We start from the raw sequence: 19,407 nt of genomic DNA on the forward strand, positions 1-19,407 counted from the left end.
AAAGATCGCCTCCCCATGCATCGTCCCGTCCGCCGCCTCCCGCGCCTCGTCCTCCTCGCGCTCGCCGCCCTGGCGACCCTGCTGCACGCGACACCGGGCGCACGCGCCGGGGACGAACTGGTCGTGGCCGACCAGAAAGGCCTGCAAAAAGCCCTTCTCGAGGCCGCGGGCGCCGACCGGAACCTGCCCTACCGCATCCGCTGGACCGAGTTCGAGGCCGCCGCCCCCCTGTTGCAGGCCCTGGGCGCCGGCGCGGTCGATACCGGCATCGCCGGCGACGGCCCGTTTCTCTTCGCCTGGGGTGCCGGCCTGCCCGTCAGGGCCGCCTTCCTGCTCCCCCCGCGCGGCGGCGGCCGGGCCACCGCGCTGGTCGTGCCGGCCGGGTCACCGCTCCACACCCTGTCCGACCTGTCGGGCAAACGGGTCGCGACCGGGCGCGGTTCCATCGGCCACCTGCTGCTCCTGCGCCTGATCCAGACCGGCGCGATCCCCGCCCCGGCCCCCCGCATCCTCTTCCTCGCCCCGGCCCAGGCCAAGGCGGCGCTCGACAGCGGCGGCATCGACGCCTGGTCCACGTGGGAGCCCTATGTCTCGCTGGAAACGGCCCAGGATCACGGGCACGTCCTCGCCGACGGCGCGGGCATCATGCCCAACAACAGTTTCCTCGTCGCCACCGACAACGCCTTGGCCCACAAGCACGCCCTGCTGGCCGATTTCTATCGCCGCGTGGCCCAGGCCTATGCGTGGGGCGAACAACACCAGCAGGACTACGCCACCCTGCTCGCCCGCCAGACCGGCCTTCCCACCACCGTCGCCCAGGCGGTGGCGCAGGACCTGATCGCTACCCCCGCCGGCATCGGCGATGCCGTCATCCAGGCCGAACGCGGAACATTGGCGGCCTACCGCGCGGCCGGCTTCCTCACCGCGGCCCCCCCGCTGGAAACCGCCTTCGACCGGAGCATCACCCTGCCATGACAGCCGGCCCCACCCATCACGAAGCCGACGTGCTGATCATCGGCGGCGGCCTGGCCGGATGCTGGGCGGCCATCACCGCCGCCCAGGGCGGCGCCCGAGTGATCGTCGCGGAAAAGGGCCATTGCGGCACATCGGGCGTCGCGGCGGCGGGCGGCCCCGGCCATTGGTGGGTCCCCCCCGATCCCGGCCGGCGGGAAGAGGCCATCGCCCGCCGCATGGCAACCGCCCAGGGGCTGGGCGACGCCGCCTGGATGGCCCGGATCATCGACCGCACCTGCCGCACCCTGCCCACCATCGCCAGTCATTACCGCTATGTGCCCGACGATGACGGCCGCATCCGCCACCACGCGCTGCGCGGGCCGGAATATCTGCGCGCCCTGCGGCAGAAGGCACAGGCCGCCGGCGCGATCCTGCTCGACCACAGCCCGGCGCTGGAACTGCTGCGCCATGCCGACGGCAGCATCGCCGGCGCCCGGGGCGTCAGCCGCCAGGGCACGGGCGGCGACTGGGTCGTCCGGGCCGGCGCCACCATCCTGGCCACCGGCGGCTGCGGCTTCCGCTCCCACCTGCTCGGCGGCATGAACAATACCGGCGACGGGCTGCTGATGGCGGTGGAAGCCGGCGCCGTGCTGTCGGGCATGGAACTGTCCGCCTTCTTCACCGTGGTCCCCGCCGGCACCACCATGGCCCGCACCATGATCTACAGCTTCGCCCGCTATCACGATGCGCAGGGCCGCCCGCTGGACCGCCCGCCAGGCCCGCACGACAACGCCTTCCTGGCCCAGGCCCTGGCCCACGGCCCCGTCTTGTGCGACCTGTCGGCAACGCCCGAGGATATCCGGCGGCAACTGCCCCAGATCTCCCCCAACGTCACCCTCGCCTTCCGCCGCCTGGGCATCGATCCGTTCCGCGACCGCTTCCCCATCGCGCTGGTGGGCGAGGGCACGATCCGCGGCGTCGGCGGCGTCCGCGTCGCGGGCCCCGACGCCGGCGCGGGCGTCGAAGGCCTGTTCGTGGCCGGAGACGTGGCATCGCGCGAGCCGGTCACCGGCGCCATCAGCGGCGGCGGCGCGGTGAATGCGGCCTGGGCGCTCTCCTCCGGCTGCATCGCCGCCGAAGCCGCGCTCGAACGCGTACGCCGCCACGGCAGGCGCGCCGACACCCCGGCCGAACGCACCGGCCGCGCCGGCCTGCATTCCGGTCGTGGCACGGAGGACGCAACCGCGATCGAACGCGCGGTCCAGGCCGAAATCCTCTCGCCCGTGAAGCAGTATTTCCGCACCGAAGCCACGCTCGCCACCGCCCGCGACCGGCTGGACGCCGCCTGGGCCGCCCTGCCCCACACCGCCGGCCCCCCGACGCCGCAGGCCCGGACCCGGCGCCGGGAGTTGGCCGCCCTCACCGCCACCGCCCGGTGGTGCACGGCCGGCGCGCTGGCCCGCCGCACCAGCCTCGGCCTGCACCAGCGCGCCGACACCATCGCCGCCACCACGCCGCCCACCTCCATCCTCACCGGCGGCCTGGACCGGATCTGGACCGATTCCGCCCCCGCAGGAGGGCCCGCATGATCGAACTCCTCCTCCCCGCCCGCTGCACCGGCTGCAATGCCTGCGTGACGGCCTGCCCGCGCGACGTGTTCGACCCCGTTCCGGACGGCCCACCCCGCATCGCGCGCCAGGCCGACTGCCAGACCTGCTTTCTGTGCGAACTTTATTGCCAGGAAGACGCGCTGTACGTGCATCCTTATGCCGACCACGCCCGACCGCAGGACGCAGGGGCAATCGAGGCCTCCGGCCTGCTGGGCGCCTACCGCCGCGACTCCGGCTGGGACGAGTGGGCGGAAGACGAGACGCTGCGCAACCAGCACTGGCGCATGGAAGACGTCTTCCGCCGCGCCCGGGGCGCATGAAAAGACCATTGGAGGAGGCCCCGGCCATGGACGGATCATCAATCGCGGCACCCGCATCCGCCAGGACGCTGGACCAGCTCGTGGCCCGCTTCGCCCAGCGGGCGGCACGCCATGACCGCTCGGGCGAGATCGCCCTCGACAACCTCGCCGACCTGCGCGACGCCGGGCTGCTGGCCCTCGCCCTCCCACCCGCCTCCGGCGGCCAGGGGATCGGGGTGCGACAGATCACCGAAATCGTGGGCCGCATCGCGCAGGGCGACCCCTCCACGGCGCTGATCCTGGCGATGCAATATCTCCAGTCGGGCGCGATCGCCCGCTCCCCGGCCTGGAGCGACACGGTCAGGGGCGAACTGTTCGCCAGCATCGTCCGCGACGGCGCGCTGATCAACGCCCTGCGCGTGGAGCCCGAACTCGGCACCCCGGCACGCGGCGGCCTGCCCGCGACCAGCGTGCGGCACGACGGCACGGCCTGGCGCCTCAACGGCCGCAAGATCTTCTCGACCGGCTCCACCGCCCTGAAATGGGGCGTGGTATGGTCCCGGACCGAGGAAGACACGCCCCGCGTCGGCCAGGTGCTGGTGCCGCTCGACCTGCCGGGCGTGCGGATCGAGCAGAGCTGGAACCAGATGGGCATGCGCGCCACCGGCAGCCACACGGTCATTTTCGAAAACGTCGCCCTTCCCGATCATTACCTGGTCAATCTGGCCCCTCCCGGCAGCGCGCCGGACGAGGCCGTGGCACTCGCGACCTGGCATGCCGTCGTCGTGGGGGCGCTCTATGACGGCGTGGCCCGCGCGGCGCGGGACTGGCTGATCGGCTTCCTGCACGCGCGGGCACCCTCCAATCTCGGCGCCCCGCTGTCCACGCTGCCACGCTTCCACACCCTGCTGGGCGAAATCGACGCCCTGCTGCTGACCAACAGCGCCCTGATCGACCACGCCCTGCGGCGCGAGGAAGCCGGCGAGCAGGCCGGCACCGACGCCGGCCTGGTCAAGCAGGTCGTGACCGAAAACGCGATCGCCGCCGTGGGCAAGGCCGTCGCCGCGATCGGCAATCCCGGCCTCAGCCAGGACAACCCGCTGGAACGCCATTACCGCGACGTCCTCTGCGGCCGCATCCACACCCCGCAGGGCGACAGCGCCCTGGCCTCCGCCGGCAGGGCCGCGCTGGCGGGCTGACGCCCCCCCGCCACGCGCGCGTCGCGCATATCCCTCCGGCATACCCCTTTGGGATTATGGTCACGCCCGCCCCGCCACGCCATGCTGCCCGGGCAGGGAGGACGCGCGGTGGGCGGCAATGTGAAACTCGACCGCACGCTCGGCCTGTGGTCCGTCGTGCTGTTCGGCCTGGCCTACATGGCGCCGATGATCGTGCTGGGCACGTTCGGCACGCTGGCGACCGCCAGCCGGGGCACCACCGCCATGGCCTACCTGATCGCGGCGGCGGCAATCTTCCTGACCGCCCTCAGCTACCGCGTCATGGCCCGCGCCCACCCGGTCGCCGGCTCGGCCTACAGTTACGCCCGCCACGCCATCGGCCCGCGCATCGGCTTCCTGATCGGCTGGGCCGTACTGCTCGACTATATCTTCCTGCCGATGGTGATCTGGCTGATCGGCGCCGCCTACCTGGCCTCGGCCTTTCCCGGCGTTCCCGGCTGGGCGTGGATCGTCGGCTTCATCGTCCTGACCAGCGCGATCAACATCGCCGGCATCGCCTGCGCCAACCGGGTCAATATCGTCCTGATGCTGGCACAGTTCGGCGTGCTGGCCTCCTTCCTGGCGCTGGCCACCCGCTACGTGCTGGTGCTGGACGGTTCGGGCGGGCTGCTGTGCGTCACCCCCTTCTTCGCCAAGGGCGTCCCGTTCTCGGCATCGGTGGCCGGCGCCGCCATCGCCGCCTATTCCTTCCTCGGCTTCGACGCGGTCACGACCCTGGCCGAGGAAACCCACGACCCAAGGCGCACCATGCCCCGGGCGATCCTGGTCATCGCGCTGGGCAGCGGGCTGATCTTCGTCCTGTCCGCCTACCTGACCCAACTGGCCCATCCCGGCGCCGCTTTCGCCGCACCCGACGCGGCCGGCGTGGAAATCGCCCGGGCCATCGGCGGCGATGTCTTCGTCATGGTCTTCCTGATCACGCTGGTCGTCGCCCAGTTCACCTCGGGCCTCGCGGCGCAGGCCAGCGTCGGCCGCCTGCTCTACGCCATGGGCCGCGACCGCATCCTGCCGCCCTCCCTCTTCGGCCGGCTGCATCCGCGCTGGCTGACACCGGTGCCCAACCTGCTCCTGGTCGGCACGGTCGGGCTGGGCGCGCTGGCGATGGATGTCGCCACCTCCGCCTCCTTCATCAATTTCGGCGCCTTCCTCGGCTTCGCCGCCGTCAATCTTTCGGTGATCGCCCTGTATCTGAAGCGCGACCCGCACCTTTCCGGGCTCGGGGTACCGGCGGGGCTGGTCGTGCCGGCGCTGGGGACGCTCTGCGACCTCTTCCTGCTATGGCATCTCGACCGCCATGCCCGACTGCTGGGCCTGGCCTGGCTGGCACTCGGCATCGTCTGGCTCGGCTGGCAGACACGCGGCTTCCGCCGCCCGCCGCCCGACATGCATATCGACCGGGACCATGCCTGATGCGGCCCCGCTCAGGACCAGAACAGGCGGAACAGTTCGGCCTGGCAGGAAATACCCAGCTTGGCATAGATCCGCCGCCGATGGACCTTGACCGTATTGGGCGCACATCCCAGCACGGCCGCCAGCGACGGCGTGGAATGCCCCTTCAGGATCAGCGTGACAATCTCGATCTCGCGCCGGGTCAGCCGCCCATCCTCGATCCCGGCCACCGGCACCGCCTCTCCACCCGCGCGCCTGCGGCCGGGCGCATGAAACCAGTGCCGGTGCCCGAACGCGCACACGACCGGCGCCGCCGCGCGCAGCCGCTCCCGCTCCCCGTCGGCAAAGGGCGGCGCGGGGCCAAGCCGGCACAGCGACAGCACGCCGACACACAGGTCGGCCAGCGGAATGACGAAGCCGATTTCATCGACGATCCGCGTCGCCGCATAATGCAGCCGGTAATATTCGGTCTGCACGAAGCCGTCGGGCGCGCACTCGCCCATCGCGATCATCCGCGCCCGCCCATCCGCCATGACGGCATCGCGAAACGGATCCAGCACGAAGGCCCCCGCCAGATACCGGTCGACGATCACCGCACGCGCGGCACCCAGCCTTTCGTTATACAGGTCGAACGCCCGCCCGTCGGGCGCATAGAAAAACCCGTTCATCATCTGCGCCGGCGCCAGCATCCGCAGCGCCGCCATCAGCGCATCGGGAAACCGGCGCGTGCCGATCGCCGCCGCCGCCGCCCCCACGGCCGCATTCCACGCCCCGAAGGGCGGATCGCCGGCGACCGGCCCGGATACCGCATCCATCACGCACCGCCTCCATCCCGCCGCCCCGCGCAAGGGAGCAGAGCCGCATCCCGCAGGCAAGCCGCCGGAGCCCCATCATGACCCATCCGCTGGACCTCCCTGCGCGCGAGATCGCAAACGGCATCCGCGCCGGCCGGTTCAGCGCGCAATCGGTCGTCGCGGAATCGCTCCGCCGGGCAGAAATCGCCCAGGCCACGCTCAACCCCTTCACCCTGATCCGCACCGGCCAGGCCATGGAAGCCGCCCGCCGCGCCGATGCCGCAGTGGCCGAGGGCACCCCCACCGGCCCCCTGCACGGCGTCCCCTTCGCCGCCAAGGACCTGACCCCCACCGAGGGCGACCTGACAACGCTGGGCTCCTGGACGCGCCCCGACTGGCGGCCCGGGGAAACCGCGCTGTGCATCCGCCGCCTGCAAGCGGCCGGCGCGATCCTGATCGGCAAGACGACGACGCCGGAATTCGCCTATTCCAGCTTCACCCACAGCCCCCGCTGGGGCATCACCCGTAACCCGTGGAACCCCGAGCGCAGCCCGGGCGGCTCGTCCGGCGGCTCGGCGGTCGCGGTGGCAACGGGCGTGGTCCCCTTCGCCGAGGGCACCGACATGGGCGGATCGGTCCGCATCCCCGCCGCCTTCTGCGGCGTCGTCGGCTTCAAGCCCAGCCTCGGCCGGATTCCGATGACCATCCTGCCCAGCCAGTTCGACAATATTTCCCATTTCGGCCCGCTGGCCCGCACGGTGGACGACGCCATTGCCTTCATGGAGGCCACGGCCGGCCCCAGCGACGAGGACATCGCCTCCCTGCCGATCGGCTTCGACGGCACGGCCGCCCGCCTCGGCACGCTGGCGGGCCGCCGCTTCGCATTGTCGCTCGATCTCGGCTATTACGCGGTCCAGCCGCAGGTCGCCTCACTGGTCCGCCAGGCCGCCGACAGGCTGCGCCGCGCCGGCGCCATCGTCGACGAGGTCTCCCTGCACTGGACCCGCGCGGTCAACGACCAGTGGTTCGACCTCTGGTGCGTCTTCATGGCCGCCTGGTTCGGCGACACCCTGGCCACCTGCCAAGCCCGGATGGACCCGGCCGTGGTCGCCATGATCACGCGCGGCCAGGCAATGGACGCCACGACCTACAAGCGGATCGAATTGCTGCGCACCGCCATGTGGCGCGACATGGCCCGGCTCTACACGCAGTACGACGCCCTGCTCTGCCCCACCTGCGCCATCACCGCGCCACCCGTGACCAAAACCGACGACGATTACGCCGCCACCCTGCCCGACGGCCGCTTCGCAGGGCTGGACATGACCTGCCCCTTCAACCTGCTGCCGCAACTGCCCGCCCTGTCCCTGCCCCTCGGCCTGGCCGAGGACGGATTGCCGGTCGGATTGCAGATCGTGGGCCGCCGCTTCGCCGACGAACAGGTGCTGGCCTGGGGTGCCCTCTACTCCAGCACCCAAAACCCATGCGTGCCATCCCGCTCAAGCTGCGCCACCAGCCCGAACTCCCAGTCCAGATAGGCCTGCATGGCAGCCGCGGCATTATCCGTCCCTTCGTACGGCCGCTTGTAGACATCGCCAGGCCGCGAAAGCGCCCGCTCGGCGTCCAGCCCGGTTTCCAGCGCCAGCCCCGCCGCGCGCCACGCGTCCGTGCCACCCTCCAGCACCCGCGCGCCCACCAGTTCGGCAGCCGCCAGACGGGCGGCAATCCCGTCCGGCGAGGTCAGCACGATCTCCCGCCCCTCCGCCAGACGCGGATGCCCGGCCAGGTCGGCGCGAATGGCAAACACCGCCCCCGGCACATGCCCCTTGCGAAAATCCGGGCTGGCGGCAAGGTCGATCACCAGCGGTCCTTCCCCTGCCGCCCGCGCGGCCACCAGATCCGCCACCGACAGCACGGGCACGTCCGGCGGGGCCGACGCCAGCAGGACGGGCTCCGGCCCACCCTCGCGCGGCAGTCCCGCCCAATCGTCCAGCACATACACTTCACGCCAGCCAAGCTGCCGCAGCCAGTGGGCGGTCATGCGCGCCCGCACCCCGTCATCGTCCGTCAGGACGATGGTGCCATGACGCACCCCGATCCACTCGTCGGTCGCCTGCACAAGCTGCCCACCCGGCGCCGACCGGAAGCCCGCAAGGTGCGATAGCGCATATTCCTCGGGCGACCGCACATCCAGCCGGTAGACCGTGCGGGCCGGGTCGCCGGCCAGCGCCGACAGCACGGCCGGCCCGATCACCCGCACCCCGGTCCGCTGCGCCAGCGCCGCCGCCGCGTCGCGCGCCTGCGCCACATTGGTGTCGCTGGGCGCACCCGCCGTCCGCGCGGCCCCATGGTCCAGTTCCAGCCCGGCCAGCGTCCAGCCGATGGTGCCGTTGCGCAGCGCAAAGACCGGGTTCGGAATCCCGGCATTGACCAGCGACTGCGTCCCGATGATCGAGCGGGTACGCCCCGCGCAGTTCACCACCACCGTCGTCTGCGGCGACGGCGCAATGTCGCGCACCCGCAACGCCAGTTCGCCGCCGGGCACCGACCGCCCGCCGGGAATGGACATGACATGATATTCGCTGAACCGCCGCGCATCGAGAATCACCAGGTCGTCGCCCCGCGCGATCCGCTCATGCAGCTCCGGCGCGGGCAGCGAAGGCGTCTGCCGCACATGCTCGACAAGCTCGCCGAAAGCCTTCGACGGCACGTTCACATCGATGAAGATCTCGCCACCCGACTCCCGCCACCCGGCCAGCCCGCCCTCCAGCACGCTCACCCGGCCATAGCCGAGCCCGGCCAGAACCGGCAGCGCCCGCGCAACCCGCCCCTCGCCATCGTCATAAATCACGACCGGCGCATCGCGGCGCGGCACAAGGGCCGCAATCCGCTCCTCGATCCGCCCAAGGGGCAGATTGACCGCGAACAGCGGATGCGCCGCCGCGAACGGCCCCTCCTCGCGCAGGTCGAACAGCGCGATCTCCCCGCCCTCCCGCAGCAGGCGCCGAACCTCGTGCGGCGAGATCACGGTCACGGGCGCGGCGCTGATGGCGTTCATGCCGCCTCCCCCCGCTTCGAACGGTCCCACAGATTGGGCACATCCTCGCTCGAATAGCCGGAAATGAAGCTTTTCTCGGCCCCCGTCTCCCGGTCGTAGGTGGCGCGCGACACTCCGCCGATATTGTCGCCATAGACATGGATCGAAATCGAGACCTCATCGGGCAGCGCATTGGCAACCAGATGATAATCGTTCACGCCGGGCGCCAGAAACGCCACTTCGCCGGGTTCCAGATAAGTCGTGTCCCCCTCGACGAATCGTCCATCCGCCCCGCGCGAGAACTGCGTCTCGCTCTCCCGCCCGCGCAACATGCCGATCAGCCCCCAGACCCGATGATCGTGCAGCGGCGTCCTCTGCCCCGGCCCCCAGACGAAACTCACGACCGAAAACCGCTCCAGCGGATCGCAATGCAGCAGATACTGGCTGTATCGTTCGGGATGCGGGCGCGTAAAGGGCTCGGGCAGCCAGTCGTCGCGCGAAACCAGGTCGCGCAGCAGCAGCGCCCCTTCCTGCTGCACGCCATCCGGCGCCAGCCCACGTTCGTAAAGGCGGGTAAAGCGGGTCACGAAGTCCCGCAGCGGTACGATCGATGTCATATGTCCGTCAATCCAGAAGATCGGGTTCCTGGGCCACGATCCAGTCCCACAAAGGCTGGAACGAGAAATAGCCCCCCTGGTCGGTGCCGACCTGGCTCGCGGTCAGCCGCGCGATATCGGGCGCGATCGGCTTCAGCGGCCCGGCCGCCTGCGCCAGAAGCTGGGTGTGCGCCGCATTGTCCATGGCAATGAACCACCAGGCGGCGGCCTCGATGGTCGGCCCCACCGTCAGCAGCCCGTGATTCTGCAGGATCAGCGCCTTGCGGTTCCCCAGCGTCGCCGCCAGCCGCTCCCCCTCGCTATCCTCCAGCACCACCCCGCTGAACGGGTCGAACACCACATGATCCTCGTAGAAGGCGCAGGAATCCTGGGTGATCGGCAGCAATTCGGTGCCCAGCGCCGAAAACGCCTTGCCGTAGGTCGAATGGGTATGCGCCGCCGCCACCACATCGGGCCGCGCCCGGTGCAGGGCCGAATGGATCGTGAAGCCGGCGGTATTGATCGGCCGGTCCCCGATCAGGATCGCCCCGTCATGATCCACCAGTTGCAGGTCCGACACCCGGACCTGCGAGAAATGGACCGCCAGCGGATTGATCCAGTACCGGTCTGGGAATTCCGGATCGCGCACCGTCACGTGCCCCGCCAGCCCCTGGTCGAACCCATAGCGCGCGAACAGCCGGAACGTCGCGGCCAGGCGCTGCTTGCGATGCAGCCGCTCCTCCGCGAACGATGCGGCCGGCGCACGGGGTACCAGGCGGCGTTCCCGCGCCTGTGCCGAATCCTGCGCCCGCGCGGCGGGCGGCGTGATCGCATTCATGCCGATCGTCCCTTGTCCTTGAAAATATGCAATGCCCGCCGTCACGCCGCCTCGGTCCGCGCGCCCTCTTCGGCCGCAACCAGCGCGCGCACGCGCGGGATCAGGTCGCGGCCATAGATGTAGGCATCCAGCAGCGGATCGAAGCCACGGATCAGAAAGGTGCTGATCCCGATGCGGTAATAATCCAGCAGCGCCTCCGCCACCTGGTCGGGCGTGCCGACCAGCGCGGTCGAATTGCCCCGCGCCCCGGTCAGCGCCGCCAGACCGGTCCACAGCCGCTTGTCCAGCCGCGTACCCTGCGCGGCGGCCGCCAGCAGCCGGCGCGACCCTTCGTTGGGGATCTCGGCGGGCCGCACGAAGCCGGTCCGGTCCTGCAACGCGCGCGCGGTCTCCAGAATGCTGTCCGCCCGCGCCCAGGCCGCCTCCTCGGTATCGGCCACGATCGGCCGCAGCGACAGCGAGAAGCGGGGCACGCGGCCATGCCGCGCCGCCGCCGCCCGCACCCGCGCCACGGTCTCGCTCACCTGCTCGTAGGTCTCGCCCCACAGCGCATAGACATCGGCATGCTTGCCCGCCACCGCGATGGCCTCGTCCGAAGACCCGCCGAAATAGACCGGAATGCCGGAGGCACGATACGGATGCACCAGCGAGTGCGCGCCCCGCACGTCGTAGAACGCCCCGGCGTAATCGAACGGCGCCTCGCTGGTCCATTCGCTGCGCACGATATCCAGATACTCGCTGGTCCGCGCATAGCGCTGGGCCTTGGTGGTATGGTCGCCGTCGGCCTGAAGCTCGACATCGCTGCCGCCGGTAATGACATGCAGCGCCACCCGCCCGCGCGTCAGGTGATCGAGCGTCGCCAACTGGCGCGCGGCAATGGTGGGGGCATTGAAGCCCGGCCGATGCGCGATCAGCAGCCCCAGCTCCCGCGTGACCGAGGCCGCGTGCTGGGCCAGCAGGATGCTTTCGGGCGAATTGGAATGAAAGGCGATCAGGGTGCGGTCGAAGCCGCCATTCTCATGAATCTTCGCCGCCGCCTCGATATGGCCGAGGTCGATGACCGGGCCGGACGGCGGAATGGTCTCGGACTGGTTGCGGCTGCCGATATAGCCGATGAATTCCACGGACATCCCTTGCCCTCCGACGCATATTCAACGATAATTAATCGTTCATTGATGGATCAACACCCTCACTTGCACTTGCGTCCGTGCGGAGAACAAGACAAAAATAATCATATAACGATTTATGTTCGTTAATATGGACGTCCAACCCGTCCCCATCGGTCCGGAGCCCCCGCCGTGTCACAATCGTCCACCCCCAGCCTCCCCCAGCGCATGGCCCGGAACGTCCCGACCGAGCTGCTGCGTTCGTTCGTGGCGATCGTCGAGGCCGGTTCCATGGCGCAGGCCACCGAGACGATCTTCCTCACCCAGTCGGCCCTCAGCCTCCAGATGAAGCGGCTGGAAGACGTGCTCCAGCAAAAGCTCTTCCGCCGCGACGGCAGGCGCCTGCTCCTCAGTGCCGCGGGCGAGGAACTGGTCGCCTACGCCCGGCAACTGCTCGCCCTCAACGACCGGATCGTCCAGACCCTGGGCCAGGACCAGGAGCACGATCCCATCACCATCGGCATGGTCCAGGATTTCGCCGACACGATCCTGCCCGACGTGCTGTGCCGCTTCCGGCTGGAACATCCCCGCGCGCGGCTGATCATCCGCGTCGGCGGCTCGGCGGAACTGCTGGAGATGTTCGACCGCACCCGCCTCGACCTGGTCCTGTGCCTCGGCCAGCACGGCGACCGGCCCGACGCGACATGGAAGATCGTGGGCGCCGACCCGATGGTCTGGTTCGGCGACCCGGCGAACACCGAACGCAGCGAACTGCCGCTGGTTCTGCTCGAACCCCCCTGCCGCTTTCGCGATGCGGCATTGCGGGTGCTGGGCCAGGACCGGCGCGACTACCGCATCGTGCTGGAAACCCCGAACCTGCCCGCCATGCGCGCCGGGGTCCGCGGCGGCTTCGGCGTCAGCTGCCGCACACGCCGCTTCGCGATGTCGGAAGGCCTGCCGATCATCGCCCAGGGCGCGCTCCCCCCGGTGCCGGAAATCGAAACCATCCTGATCCGCCGCAACGGCCTGTCCGAAGTGGCGCAGGATCTGGGCGACCTCCTCGCCCAGGCCGCCAACGGTCGATGAGCGGTGCCAAGGTGATCCTTGAGGGAAACTCCTTAGTCGAAACAGTGCCCTCTCTCCCATAATCGGGCCCTCGACCTTATTCCGGGACGCCCCAAGCATGAGTACAGAACAGACCGCCACCGCCCCGTCCCTGCGCGCGCGCTTCCAGGCCGTGGAAGACGAACGCAGGCGCTCCTGGAGCCCCGAGGCCCTGGCCATCAACCTCAACCAGCGCGCGCTGCTGGTGCGCGAGCACGGCACCCGGCCACACGTCGTCGCGGGCGACACCCTGCCCCCGACCACGCTCACGCGCACCGACAGGCAGCCGGTCACGCTCGACGCGCTGGTGGCCAACGGCCCCGCCGTTCTGGTCTTCTTCCGGTTCGCGACCTGTCCGGCCTGCAATATCGCGTTGCCCTACTACCGCGACACTTTGTGGCCGGCGCTGAAAGCCGCCGGCATCGCGCTGGCCGCCATCTCGCCGCAGCCGGTGGAAAAACTGGCCGAGATCACGACCCGGCAGGACCTCCCCTTCCCCATCCTCTCCGACCCCGGACTCGCCCTGTCCCGCGCCCTCGGCCTCACCTATGTCTTCGACACCCCGTCGCGCGAGGCCGCCCTGGCCAAGGGCGGCACCAGCGAGGCCCTGAACGGCACCGCGTCGTGGGAACTGCCCAAGCCGGCGGTCATCGTCATCACGCCGGGCCGCACGGTCCGCTATGCCGACATCTCGCCCGACTGGATGGACCGTACGGAAACCCCCGCCATCCTCTCCGCCCTCGGCCTGGACGCCCAGGGCCAGCCGGCAAAGGCCCAGCACCATGCCGCCTGACGCGCTGCTCGACCTCCGCCCCCCGCCGGTCACGCCCGACCTGTTCCGCGACGCGATGAGCCGCCTCGGCGCCCCGGTCACACTGGTCACGACCGACGGCGCGGCGGGCCGCCACGGGCTGACGGCCTCCGCCGTCACCAGCGTCAGCGACGCGCCGCCGACGGTGCTGGTCTGCCTCAACCGCACCAACCGCTCCCACCAGGCGTTCCTCGCCAACGGCGTGGTCGGCCTCAGCCTGCTGTCCGGCGGGCACGAGGATCTGGCGGCCGCATTCGCCAGCAGCCGCCGCAGCACCGAGGAAAAATTCGCGGCCGGCACCTGGCATACCGATGCCACCGGCGCGCCGCTGTTCGGCGACGCGCTGGCAACGCTCGATTGCAGCATCGGCGCCATCCACGCCGCCGGCAGCCACGACGTGCTGTTCTGCACGGTCCGCGCCATCCGCCTCCATCCGCAAGGCGGCACCGGCCTGGCCTGGTTCGACCGCCGCTTCCACCATCTTCCACCCGCCCCGCAGACCGGGCCCACGCCATCGCGGCATCCCTGACCCCAAGGGGCGCCCCACGCCCCACCTCAACGCGGCCAAGCGCCCATATCCACATATTTTATCGTATTATATGCCTCACGCCCCAACTCCGCCCACGAAGTCTATTTTTCATTATTATACAACAAACTAACCAAATCACACACTCCAGTCAGGCACTATCCCACCCCGACCCGGTGCGCTGACACGCCCCCAAACCGGCCGCCGCCACCCGACTCCGCCCAATATGAACTATTTTTTGTCGTTTTATATTCCAAAGAACGACGATTGTTCGTTATATCTGTGCCCAGCATGATCCATGCGTCCAACAGGCACAGGGAACCCATCCGATGACCATCCTTCCCGCAAGCCCACCCACGCGCGCCCTGCACCGCGCGCGGGCCACGACCGGCGGCTAGAAACAGGATGGACGCCCTCCTCTCCGACCCGCCGCCCGCACCGGCCACCCCGGGCGACCGGGCCGACCGCACGGCCGACACCCTGTCGCCCAACGAGTTCCTGTCGCCGTGGATCGTCTACGGCCCGCTGGTGCTGTTCTGGATTCTGCTCGGCCTGCGCTATCGGGATTTCGCCGCCGCGACACTGGCTAATCCCCATATCCCCGCCGGCGGCCTGTGCGGCGAAAGCAAGGGCGACATTCTCGACCAGGTGGGCCCGGCCGCGCGCGCCTGGATCGCGCCATGGCAGGTCTTCGCCACCGGCCAGGGCAGCGACCACCGGGCCCTGGCGGCGATGGACCGGCTGGGCCTGAATTTTCCCGTCGTGCTCAAGCCCGATATCGGCTGCAAGGGCGCGGGCGTGCGCCTCATCGACGGGCCCAATGCCCTGCGGGCCACCCTCGACCTGTATCCGGCCCGGATCGCGGTCATGGTCCAGCATTTCATCCCCTACGAGGACGAAGCCGGCATCTTCTACTCCCGCATGCCGGGCGAGGCCCGGGGCCGCATCCTGTCCATGACGTTCAAGAGCGCCCCCGCCGTCACCGGCGACGGCATCTCGACCCTCCGCGCGCTGGTGCTGGCCCACCCCAGGGCCGGCAAGGTGCCGCACATCTACCTGCCCCGGCTGGCCGCCCGGCTGGACGAGGTCCCGGAGACCGGACGCAGGATTCCGCTGGTCTTCACCGGCAACCATTCCAAGGGCTCATCGTTCCGCGATGCCACGCACCTCGTCACCCCCGCGCTGACGCGCCGTATCGACGCCATCCTGCGCACCATGCCCGATTTCCATCACGGCCGCGTGGATTTGCGCTTCGCCTCCGTCTCCAGCCTGCGCGAAGGCCGCGCCTTCCAGATCATCGAGATCAACGGAATCGGCTCCGAGCCCATCCATATGTGGGCCCCCGGCACCACGCTGGCCGACATGTACCGCATCCAGTTCCGCTTCTACGGCCGGGCTTTCCGGATCGGCAACCGGATGAAGCGTCGCGGCCATCGCAGCCGGGGCGCCTTCGACATGCTGCGCCTGTGGCGGCGGCAATCCGCGCTGATCGCCCTCTATCCCCCCAGCCACTGACGCCACCAGACCACCGAACGCCCCAAACGCCGCCGATACCGGAGTTCCCCGCAATGCCCGCCACCGCCCCCGCACGCCACGACCGGCCCGGCCGCACCCACGCCCTCATCCCGTCGCTGGCCCCGCTCGCCCCGTTCGAGATCGTCATCGTCCCCGGCCTCTACGGCTCGGGTCCCGGCCATTGGCAATCCCGCTGGACCGGCCTGCTGCGCCGGCAGGGCATCACGGTCCGCCGGGTGGTGCAGCACGACTGGGCAAATCCCACCCCGCAGGCATGGAGCCAGGGCCTGCACCAGGCCATGCGCGCCTGCCGCCGCCCGGCCATCCTGGTCGCCCACAGTCTCGGCGCGGTGCTGGTGGCCCGTCAGGCCGGCACCCCCGCCTTACGCATGGTCGCCGGCGCCCTGCTGGTCGCCCCGGCCGATGTCGAACAGCATACGGGCCCCGATGCCGCCCGCGTCGCCGCTTTCGCCCCGCTACCCGTCACCCCCCTCCCCTTTCCCACCCTCCTGGTCGCCAGCCGCAACGACGAATGGCTGTCCACCCCCCGCGCCCAGACCCTGGCCACGCAATGGGGCGCCACCCCGATCGACGCCGGCCGCCTCGGGCATATCGGCAACACCTCCGGCGTCGGCCTCTGGCCCAACGGCCTGTCCGCCCTCCTCCACCTCGCGCGCAATCTCCAGATTCCTGAAGACGGCATTCACACACATAAAAAAACGGAATCCCGCGGCCCAAACGGCTTCACGACACCCATTGCCGAGCGGACCGGAACAGCAGGACCCTTCCATAGCTGACGGATACCACCGGAACAGAACAATTCCCGTTCCCAAAACGATATATTGCCCAGATCGAGAACATCCGTCGGATTCCCGATCCGACTCGCACCCATGTCGCTCGCCATGCAACCCCACATCGCCGGGCCGGCGTACTTGCCATCCGGCCACGGACAGCGCCCCAACCGCCTGTCGCGACAATCCAGATCGATGATTTCCCCTCATGAAACGAATTAAAAGACGGCGTTTGTCATCCCCTCTTCCTCTTCATATCAACGGTCTTCCCAAAAACACCAATACAGACCGGAAAAACGATGCGGGCGTTTCGTCACTCTCTTTATGTCACCGCGGCTCTTCTCACGTCGCAGCATGTCGCTGCCGCCGCCACGGTACAGCCGACGGACGAAGCCCCCCATCGCAAGCCCGTCCGGAAATCCACCCCCTCCCCGCATGAAAAGCCGGCGGCCACGGCGCAGGACAACGCCAAGCTCCCATCCCAGCCCCCGCAACCGGCCCAGCAGCAGCCTGCGGTCGCGGCAGAGCAGTTCATCGTCACCGGCACGCGCGACGCGCACCGCACGGCACGCAGCAGCGCCAGCCCCATCGACATCATCACCGGCGCCGAACTGGCCCGTACCGGCGCACTGAATGTCAGCGACGCGCTGGTCCGCACCGATCCGTCGATCAACAGCAGCATCACCGGCGGCTCGGGCATCGTCGCCGGCCTGCGCATGCGCGGCCTCAGCCCCAACGAGGTCCTGGTCCTGGTCGACGGCAAGCGGCGCCACACCACCGGCGTCGTCGCCACCTATTCCGGCCCCGAGCACGGCGCCACACCGGTCGATCTCAACACCATCCCGGTGTCCGCCATCGACCATATCGAAGTCCTCCGCGACGGCGCGGCGGCCATGTACGGCTCCGACGCCATCGCCGGCGTGGTCAATATCATCCTCAAGAAAAACCCCAGCGGGCTCAACACCAGTTTCCAGTCGGGCGCCCATCCTTTCGGCGCGCTCTACGGGTCGCCGGGCTGGGACTACCAGCTCGCCGCCGACGGCGGAATCGGTTTTGCCGGCAACGGCTACCTGCATGTCAGCGGCCAGATCTACCACGCCGACCATTACGTCACCGGCTCCAGGGACTACCGCCCCGAGGACTATAATTTCGGCCTCCCCGAGGAAACACGGGAATCCCTCGCGATCGAGGCCGGGCGCGACATCACGGAAACCATCAAGGGCTACATGAACATCACGTATATGCACCGTCATATACAAAACTACATGACCAATCGCTTCGCCTCGGTGCTCCCCGAAGTCTATCCCTACGGCTTCAACCCCTCGGTGGTGAACGAGGAAAACGACTACGCCGCCACCCTCGGCCTGACCGGCGACACGCTGTTCGGCAGCTTCCACTGGGATCTCAGCACGACCTACGGCGCCGACGAAAGCAAGCTGTCGACGATCAATTCGGCAAATCTCAATTACTACGCCGCCTACGGCTACACGCCGACCAAAGGCTTCACCGCCGGTTACAGCAACGCGCAATGGACCAACAATCTCGATATTTCCCGCGCCTTCCGGGTCCTGTCCCGGCCGCTGAAACTGGCATTCGGCACCGAACACCGGCTTGAAACCTACGGCATTACCTCGGGCAACGCGCCGACCTACGTCATGGGCGGCTTCCAGGGCGCCCCGGGCCTGACCCCCCAGTCGGCCGGCAACTGGAGCCGCGACGTCTGGGCCGGCTATGCCGACGTCTCCATCTCCCCCATCGACCGGCTCGACCTCGATTTCGCCGGCCGCTTCGAGCATTATACCGATTTCGGCAATTCCGAGAGCGGCAAGATCTCCGCGCGCTACGAACTGTCGAAGCGCATCGCCTTCCGCTCGACCATCAGCAACGGCTTCCGCGCCCCCACCCTGGCCGAGCAGCATTTCAGCAGCCTGAGCGTCACCCCCACGGGCGCCGCCGGCAGCCTCGCGGTCGCGTCCGAGGCCGCGCGCCTTCTCGGCGCCAGCCCGCTCAAGCCCGAACGCTCCACCAATGTCAGCGGCGGCGTCGTCTTCGAACCCCTGTCCCGCCTGCATGTGACGGCCGACGCCTACCAGATCAACATCCGCGACCGCATCGTGGGCGGCGGCAATTACAACGGCGCCATCGCCGAACAGGCGATCGCCCTGACCGGAATCGACCTGCCCCCGAATCTCGATCCCAGCAATGTCAGCGCCAATTATTTTTCGAACGGCGCCAGCACCCGCACCCAGGGCGTCGATATCAATATCGACTACACCACGCGCTTCGGGCGCTTCGGCAAGGTGGACTGGTCCGCCGGCATCGATCTCAACCGCACCCGCCTGCACCATCTGTCGAACGACACCAACAACCAGCCCCTGCTCAACGCCCAGGCCATCAGCTGGCTCACCACCTCGGTCCCGCGCAGCAAGATCATCCTCAACGCCCGCTGGACGGTCGGCGAATGGGACGTGAACGTGCGGCAGACCCGCTACGGCCAGACCACCGGCAACATGACGTACCAGATCGCGGCCCCCGCCGCTATCCGGTATTCGATCGAGCAGTTCGCGCAGTTCGAGAACCAGCCCCGCTGGATGACCGATCTCGAGGTCACGCGGCATTTCCTGTCCCATCGCCTGCACGTCACGCTCGGCGTCAACAATCTGTTCGACGTCCGCCCCCGCAAGCTGCCCCTCATCCTGCGCTACAACGGCAATTCGATCTACGACACCGCGTCCTCGGGCATCCCCATCTCGGGCTCCTATTATTACGGCCGGGTCGGATTCTCCCTGTGATCCCAGGCCA

At 69.3% G+C, this 19,407-nt stretch carries 17 protein-coding genes; 12 read left to right on the forward strand and 5 right to left on the reverse strand.

Going from position 1 to position 19,407, the window contains the following annotated elements; translation table 11 throughout:
• Positions 1 to 15: 15 nt before the first annotated feature.
• The 5 genes from HLH27_RS12375 to HLH27_RS12395 all read left to right on the forward strand — a co-directional run bounded on the left by HLH27_RS12375 (position 16) and on the right by HLH27_RS12395 (position 5,511).
• Positions 16 to 975: an aliphatic sulfonate ABC transporter substrate-binding protein gene (locus tag HLH27_RS12375; RefSeq protein ID WP_182950347.1), complete on the forward strand. Its 960-nt coding sequence runs from the start codon at positions 16 to 18 to the stop codon at positions 973 to 975.
• The gene (locus HLH27_RS12380) at positions 972 to 2,543 is read left to right on the forward strand and encodes an FAD-binding protein (protein ID WP_182950348.1); all 1,572 of its coding nucleotides are present in this window, start codon (positions 972 to 974) and stop codon (positions 2,541 to 2,543) included. Before HLH27_RS12375 ends, HLH27_RS12380 begins: the two co-directional genes overlap by 4 nt.
• Entirely contained in the window at positions 2,540 to 2,884 is a 345-nt protein-coding gene (locus HLH27_RS12385) for a 4Fe-4S dicluster domain-containing protein (RefSeq protein WP_182950349.1), read from the forward strand. Before HLH27_RS12380 ends, HLH27_RS12385 begins: the two co-directional genes overlap by 4 nt.
• A 26-nt stretch (positions 2,885 to 2,910) precedes the next feature.
• Positions 2,911 to 4,062, forward strand: a complete 1,152-nt coding sequence (locus HLH27_RS12390) for an acyl-CoA dehydrogenase family protein (protein WP_246375850.1) — start codon at positions 2,911 to 2,913, stop codon at positions 4,060 to 4,062.
• Positions 4,063 to 4,170: 108 nt separating this feature from the next.
• On the forward strand, positions 4,171 to 5,511 hold the full coding sequence (locus HLH27_RS12395) for an APC family permease (protein WP_220790402.1): 1,341 nt from the start codon (positions 4,171 to 4,173) through the stop codon (positions 5,509 to 5,511).
• 11 nt (positions 5,512 to 5,522) lie between these two features.
• On the opposite strand, the gene HLH27_RS12400 is transcribed toward HLH27_RS12395, so the two are convergent.
• The gene (locus HLH27_RS12400) at positions 5,523 to 6,305 is read right to left on the reverse strand and encodes a helix-turn-helix transcriptional regulator (RefSeq protein ID WP_182950352.1); all 783 of its coding nucleotides are present in this window, start codon (positions 6,303 to 6,305) and stop codon (positions 5,523 to 5,525) included.
• 77 nt (positions 6,306 to 6,382) lie between these two features.
• Here HLH27_RS12400 and HLH27_RS12405 point away from each other — a divergent pair, with 77 nt between their 5' ends.
• On the forward strand, positions 6,383 to 7,819 hold the full coding sequence (locus HLH27_RS12405) for an amidase (protein WP_182950353.1): 1,437 nt from the start codon (positions 6,383 to 6,385) through the stop codon (positions 7,817 to 7,819).
• On the opposite strand, the gene HLH27_RS12410 is transcribed toward HLH27_RS12405, so the two are convergent.
• The 4 genes from HLH27_RS12410 to HLH27_RS12425 are packed head-to-tail and all read right to left on the reverse strand — an operon-like array spanning position 7,744 to position 11,882.
• Entirely contained in the window at positions 7,744 to 9,339 is a 1,596-nt protein-coding gene (locus tag HLH27_RS12410; protein WP_182950354.1) for a rhodanese-like domain-containing protein, read from the reverse strand. The two genes, HLH27_RS12405 and HLH27_RS12410, sit on opposite strands and share 76 nt — an antisense overlap.
• Positions 9,336 to 9,935 (reverse strand): cysteine dioxygenase family protein, encoded by a 600-nt coding sequence (locus tag HLH27_RS12415; protein ID WP_182950355.1) that lies wholly within the window; start codon positions 9,933 to 9,935, stop codon positions 9,336 to 9,338. The genes HLH27_RS12410 and HLH27_RS12415 overlap by 4 nt, the downstream gene beginning before the upstream one ends.
• Before the next feature lie 7 nt (positions 9,936 to 9,942).
• Positions 9,943 to 10,752, reverse strand: a complete 810-nt coding sequence (locus tag HLH27_RS12420) for a class II aldolase/adducin family protein (RefSeq protein WP_182950356.1) — start codon at positions 10,750 to 10,752, stop codon at positions 9,943 to 9,945.
• Between the two features lie 41 nt (positions 10,753 to 10,793).
• On the reverse strand, positions 10,794 to 11,882 hold the full coding sequence (locus HLH27_RS12425) for an LLM class flavin-dependent oxidoreductase (protein WP_182950357.1): 1,089 nt from the start codon (positions 11,880 to 11,882) through the stop codon (positions 10,794 to 10,796).
• Between the two features lie 168 nt (positions 11,883 to 12,050).
• Here HLH27_RS12425 and HLH27_RS12430 point away from each other — a divergent pair, with 168 nt between their 5' ends.
• The 6 genes from HLH27_RS12430 (at position 12,051) to HLH27_RS12455 (ending at position 19,397) form a co-directional block, all read left to right on the forward strand.
• Complete coding sequence (locus HLH27_RS12430) at positions 12,051 to 12,944, forward strand: LysR substrate-binding domain-containing protein (protein ID WP_338029896.1); 894 nt, start codon at positions 12,051 to 12,053, stop codon at positions 12,942 to 12,944.
• 97 nt (positions 12,945 to 13,041) lie between these two features.
• Positions 13,042 to 13,755, forward strand: a complete 714-nt coding sequence (locus HLH27_RS12435; RefSeq protein ID WP_182950358.1) for a peroxiredoxin-like family protein — start codon at positions 13,042 to 13,044, stop codon at positions 13,753 to 13,755.
• A complete protein-coding gene (locus HLH27_RS12440; RefSeq protein ID WP_182950359.1) occupies positions 13,745 to 14,302 on the forward strand; it encodes a flavin reductase in 558 nt (185 codons plus the stop codon). Before HLH27_RS12435 ends, HLH27_RS12440 begins: the two co-directional genes overlap by 11 nt.
• 402 nt (positions 14,303 to 14,704) lie before the next feature.
• Entirely contained in the window at positions 14,705 to 15,814 is a 1,110-nt protein-coding gene (locus HLH27_RS12445) for a D-alanine--D-alanine ligase (RefSeq protein WP_246375852.1), read from the forward strand.
• A gap of 53 nt (positions 15,815 to 15,867) precedes the next feature.
• On the forward strand, positions 15,868 to 16,611 hold the full coding sequence (locus tag HLH27_RS12450; RefSeq protein WP_182950360.1) for an RBBP9/YdeN family alpha/beta hydrolase: 744 nt from the start codon (positions 15,868 to 15,870) through the stop codon (positions 16,609 to 16,611).
• A gap of 293 nt (positions 16,612 to 16,904) precedes the next feature.
• Positions 16,905 to 19,397 (forward strand): TonB-dependent receptor plug domain-containing protein, encoded by a 2,493-nt coding sequence (locus tag HLH27_RS12455; protein WP_182950361.1) that lies wholly within the window; start codon positions 16,905 to 16,907, stop codon positions 19,395 to 19,397.
• The last annotated feature ends 10 nt before the right edge of the window (positions 19,398 to 19,407 follow it).

The sequence above is a fragment of the Gluconacetobacter takamatsuzukensis genome (assembly GCF_014174275.1).
In the GTDB taxonomy this organism is placed as follows: Bacteria; Pseudomonadota; Alphaproteobacteria; order Acetobacterales; family Acetobacteraceae; genus Gluconacetobacter; species Gluconacetobacter takamatsuzukensis.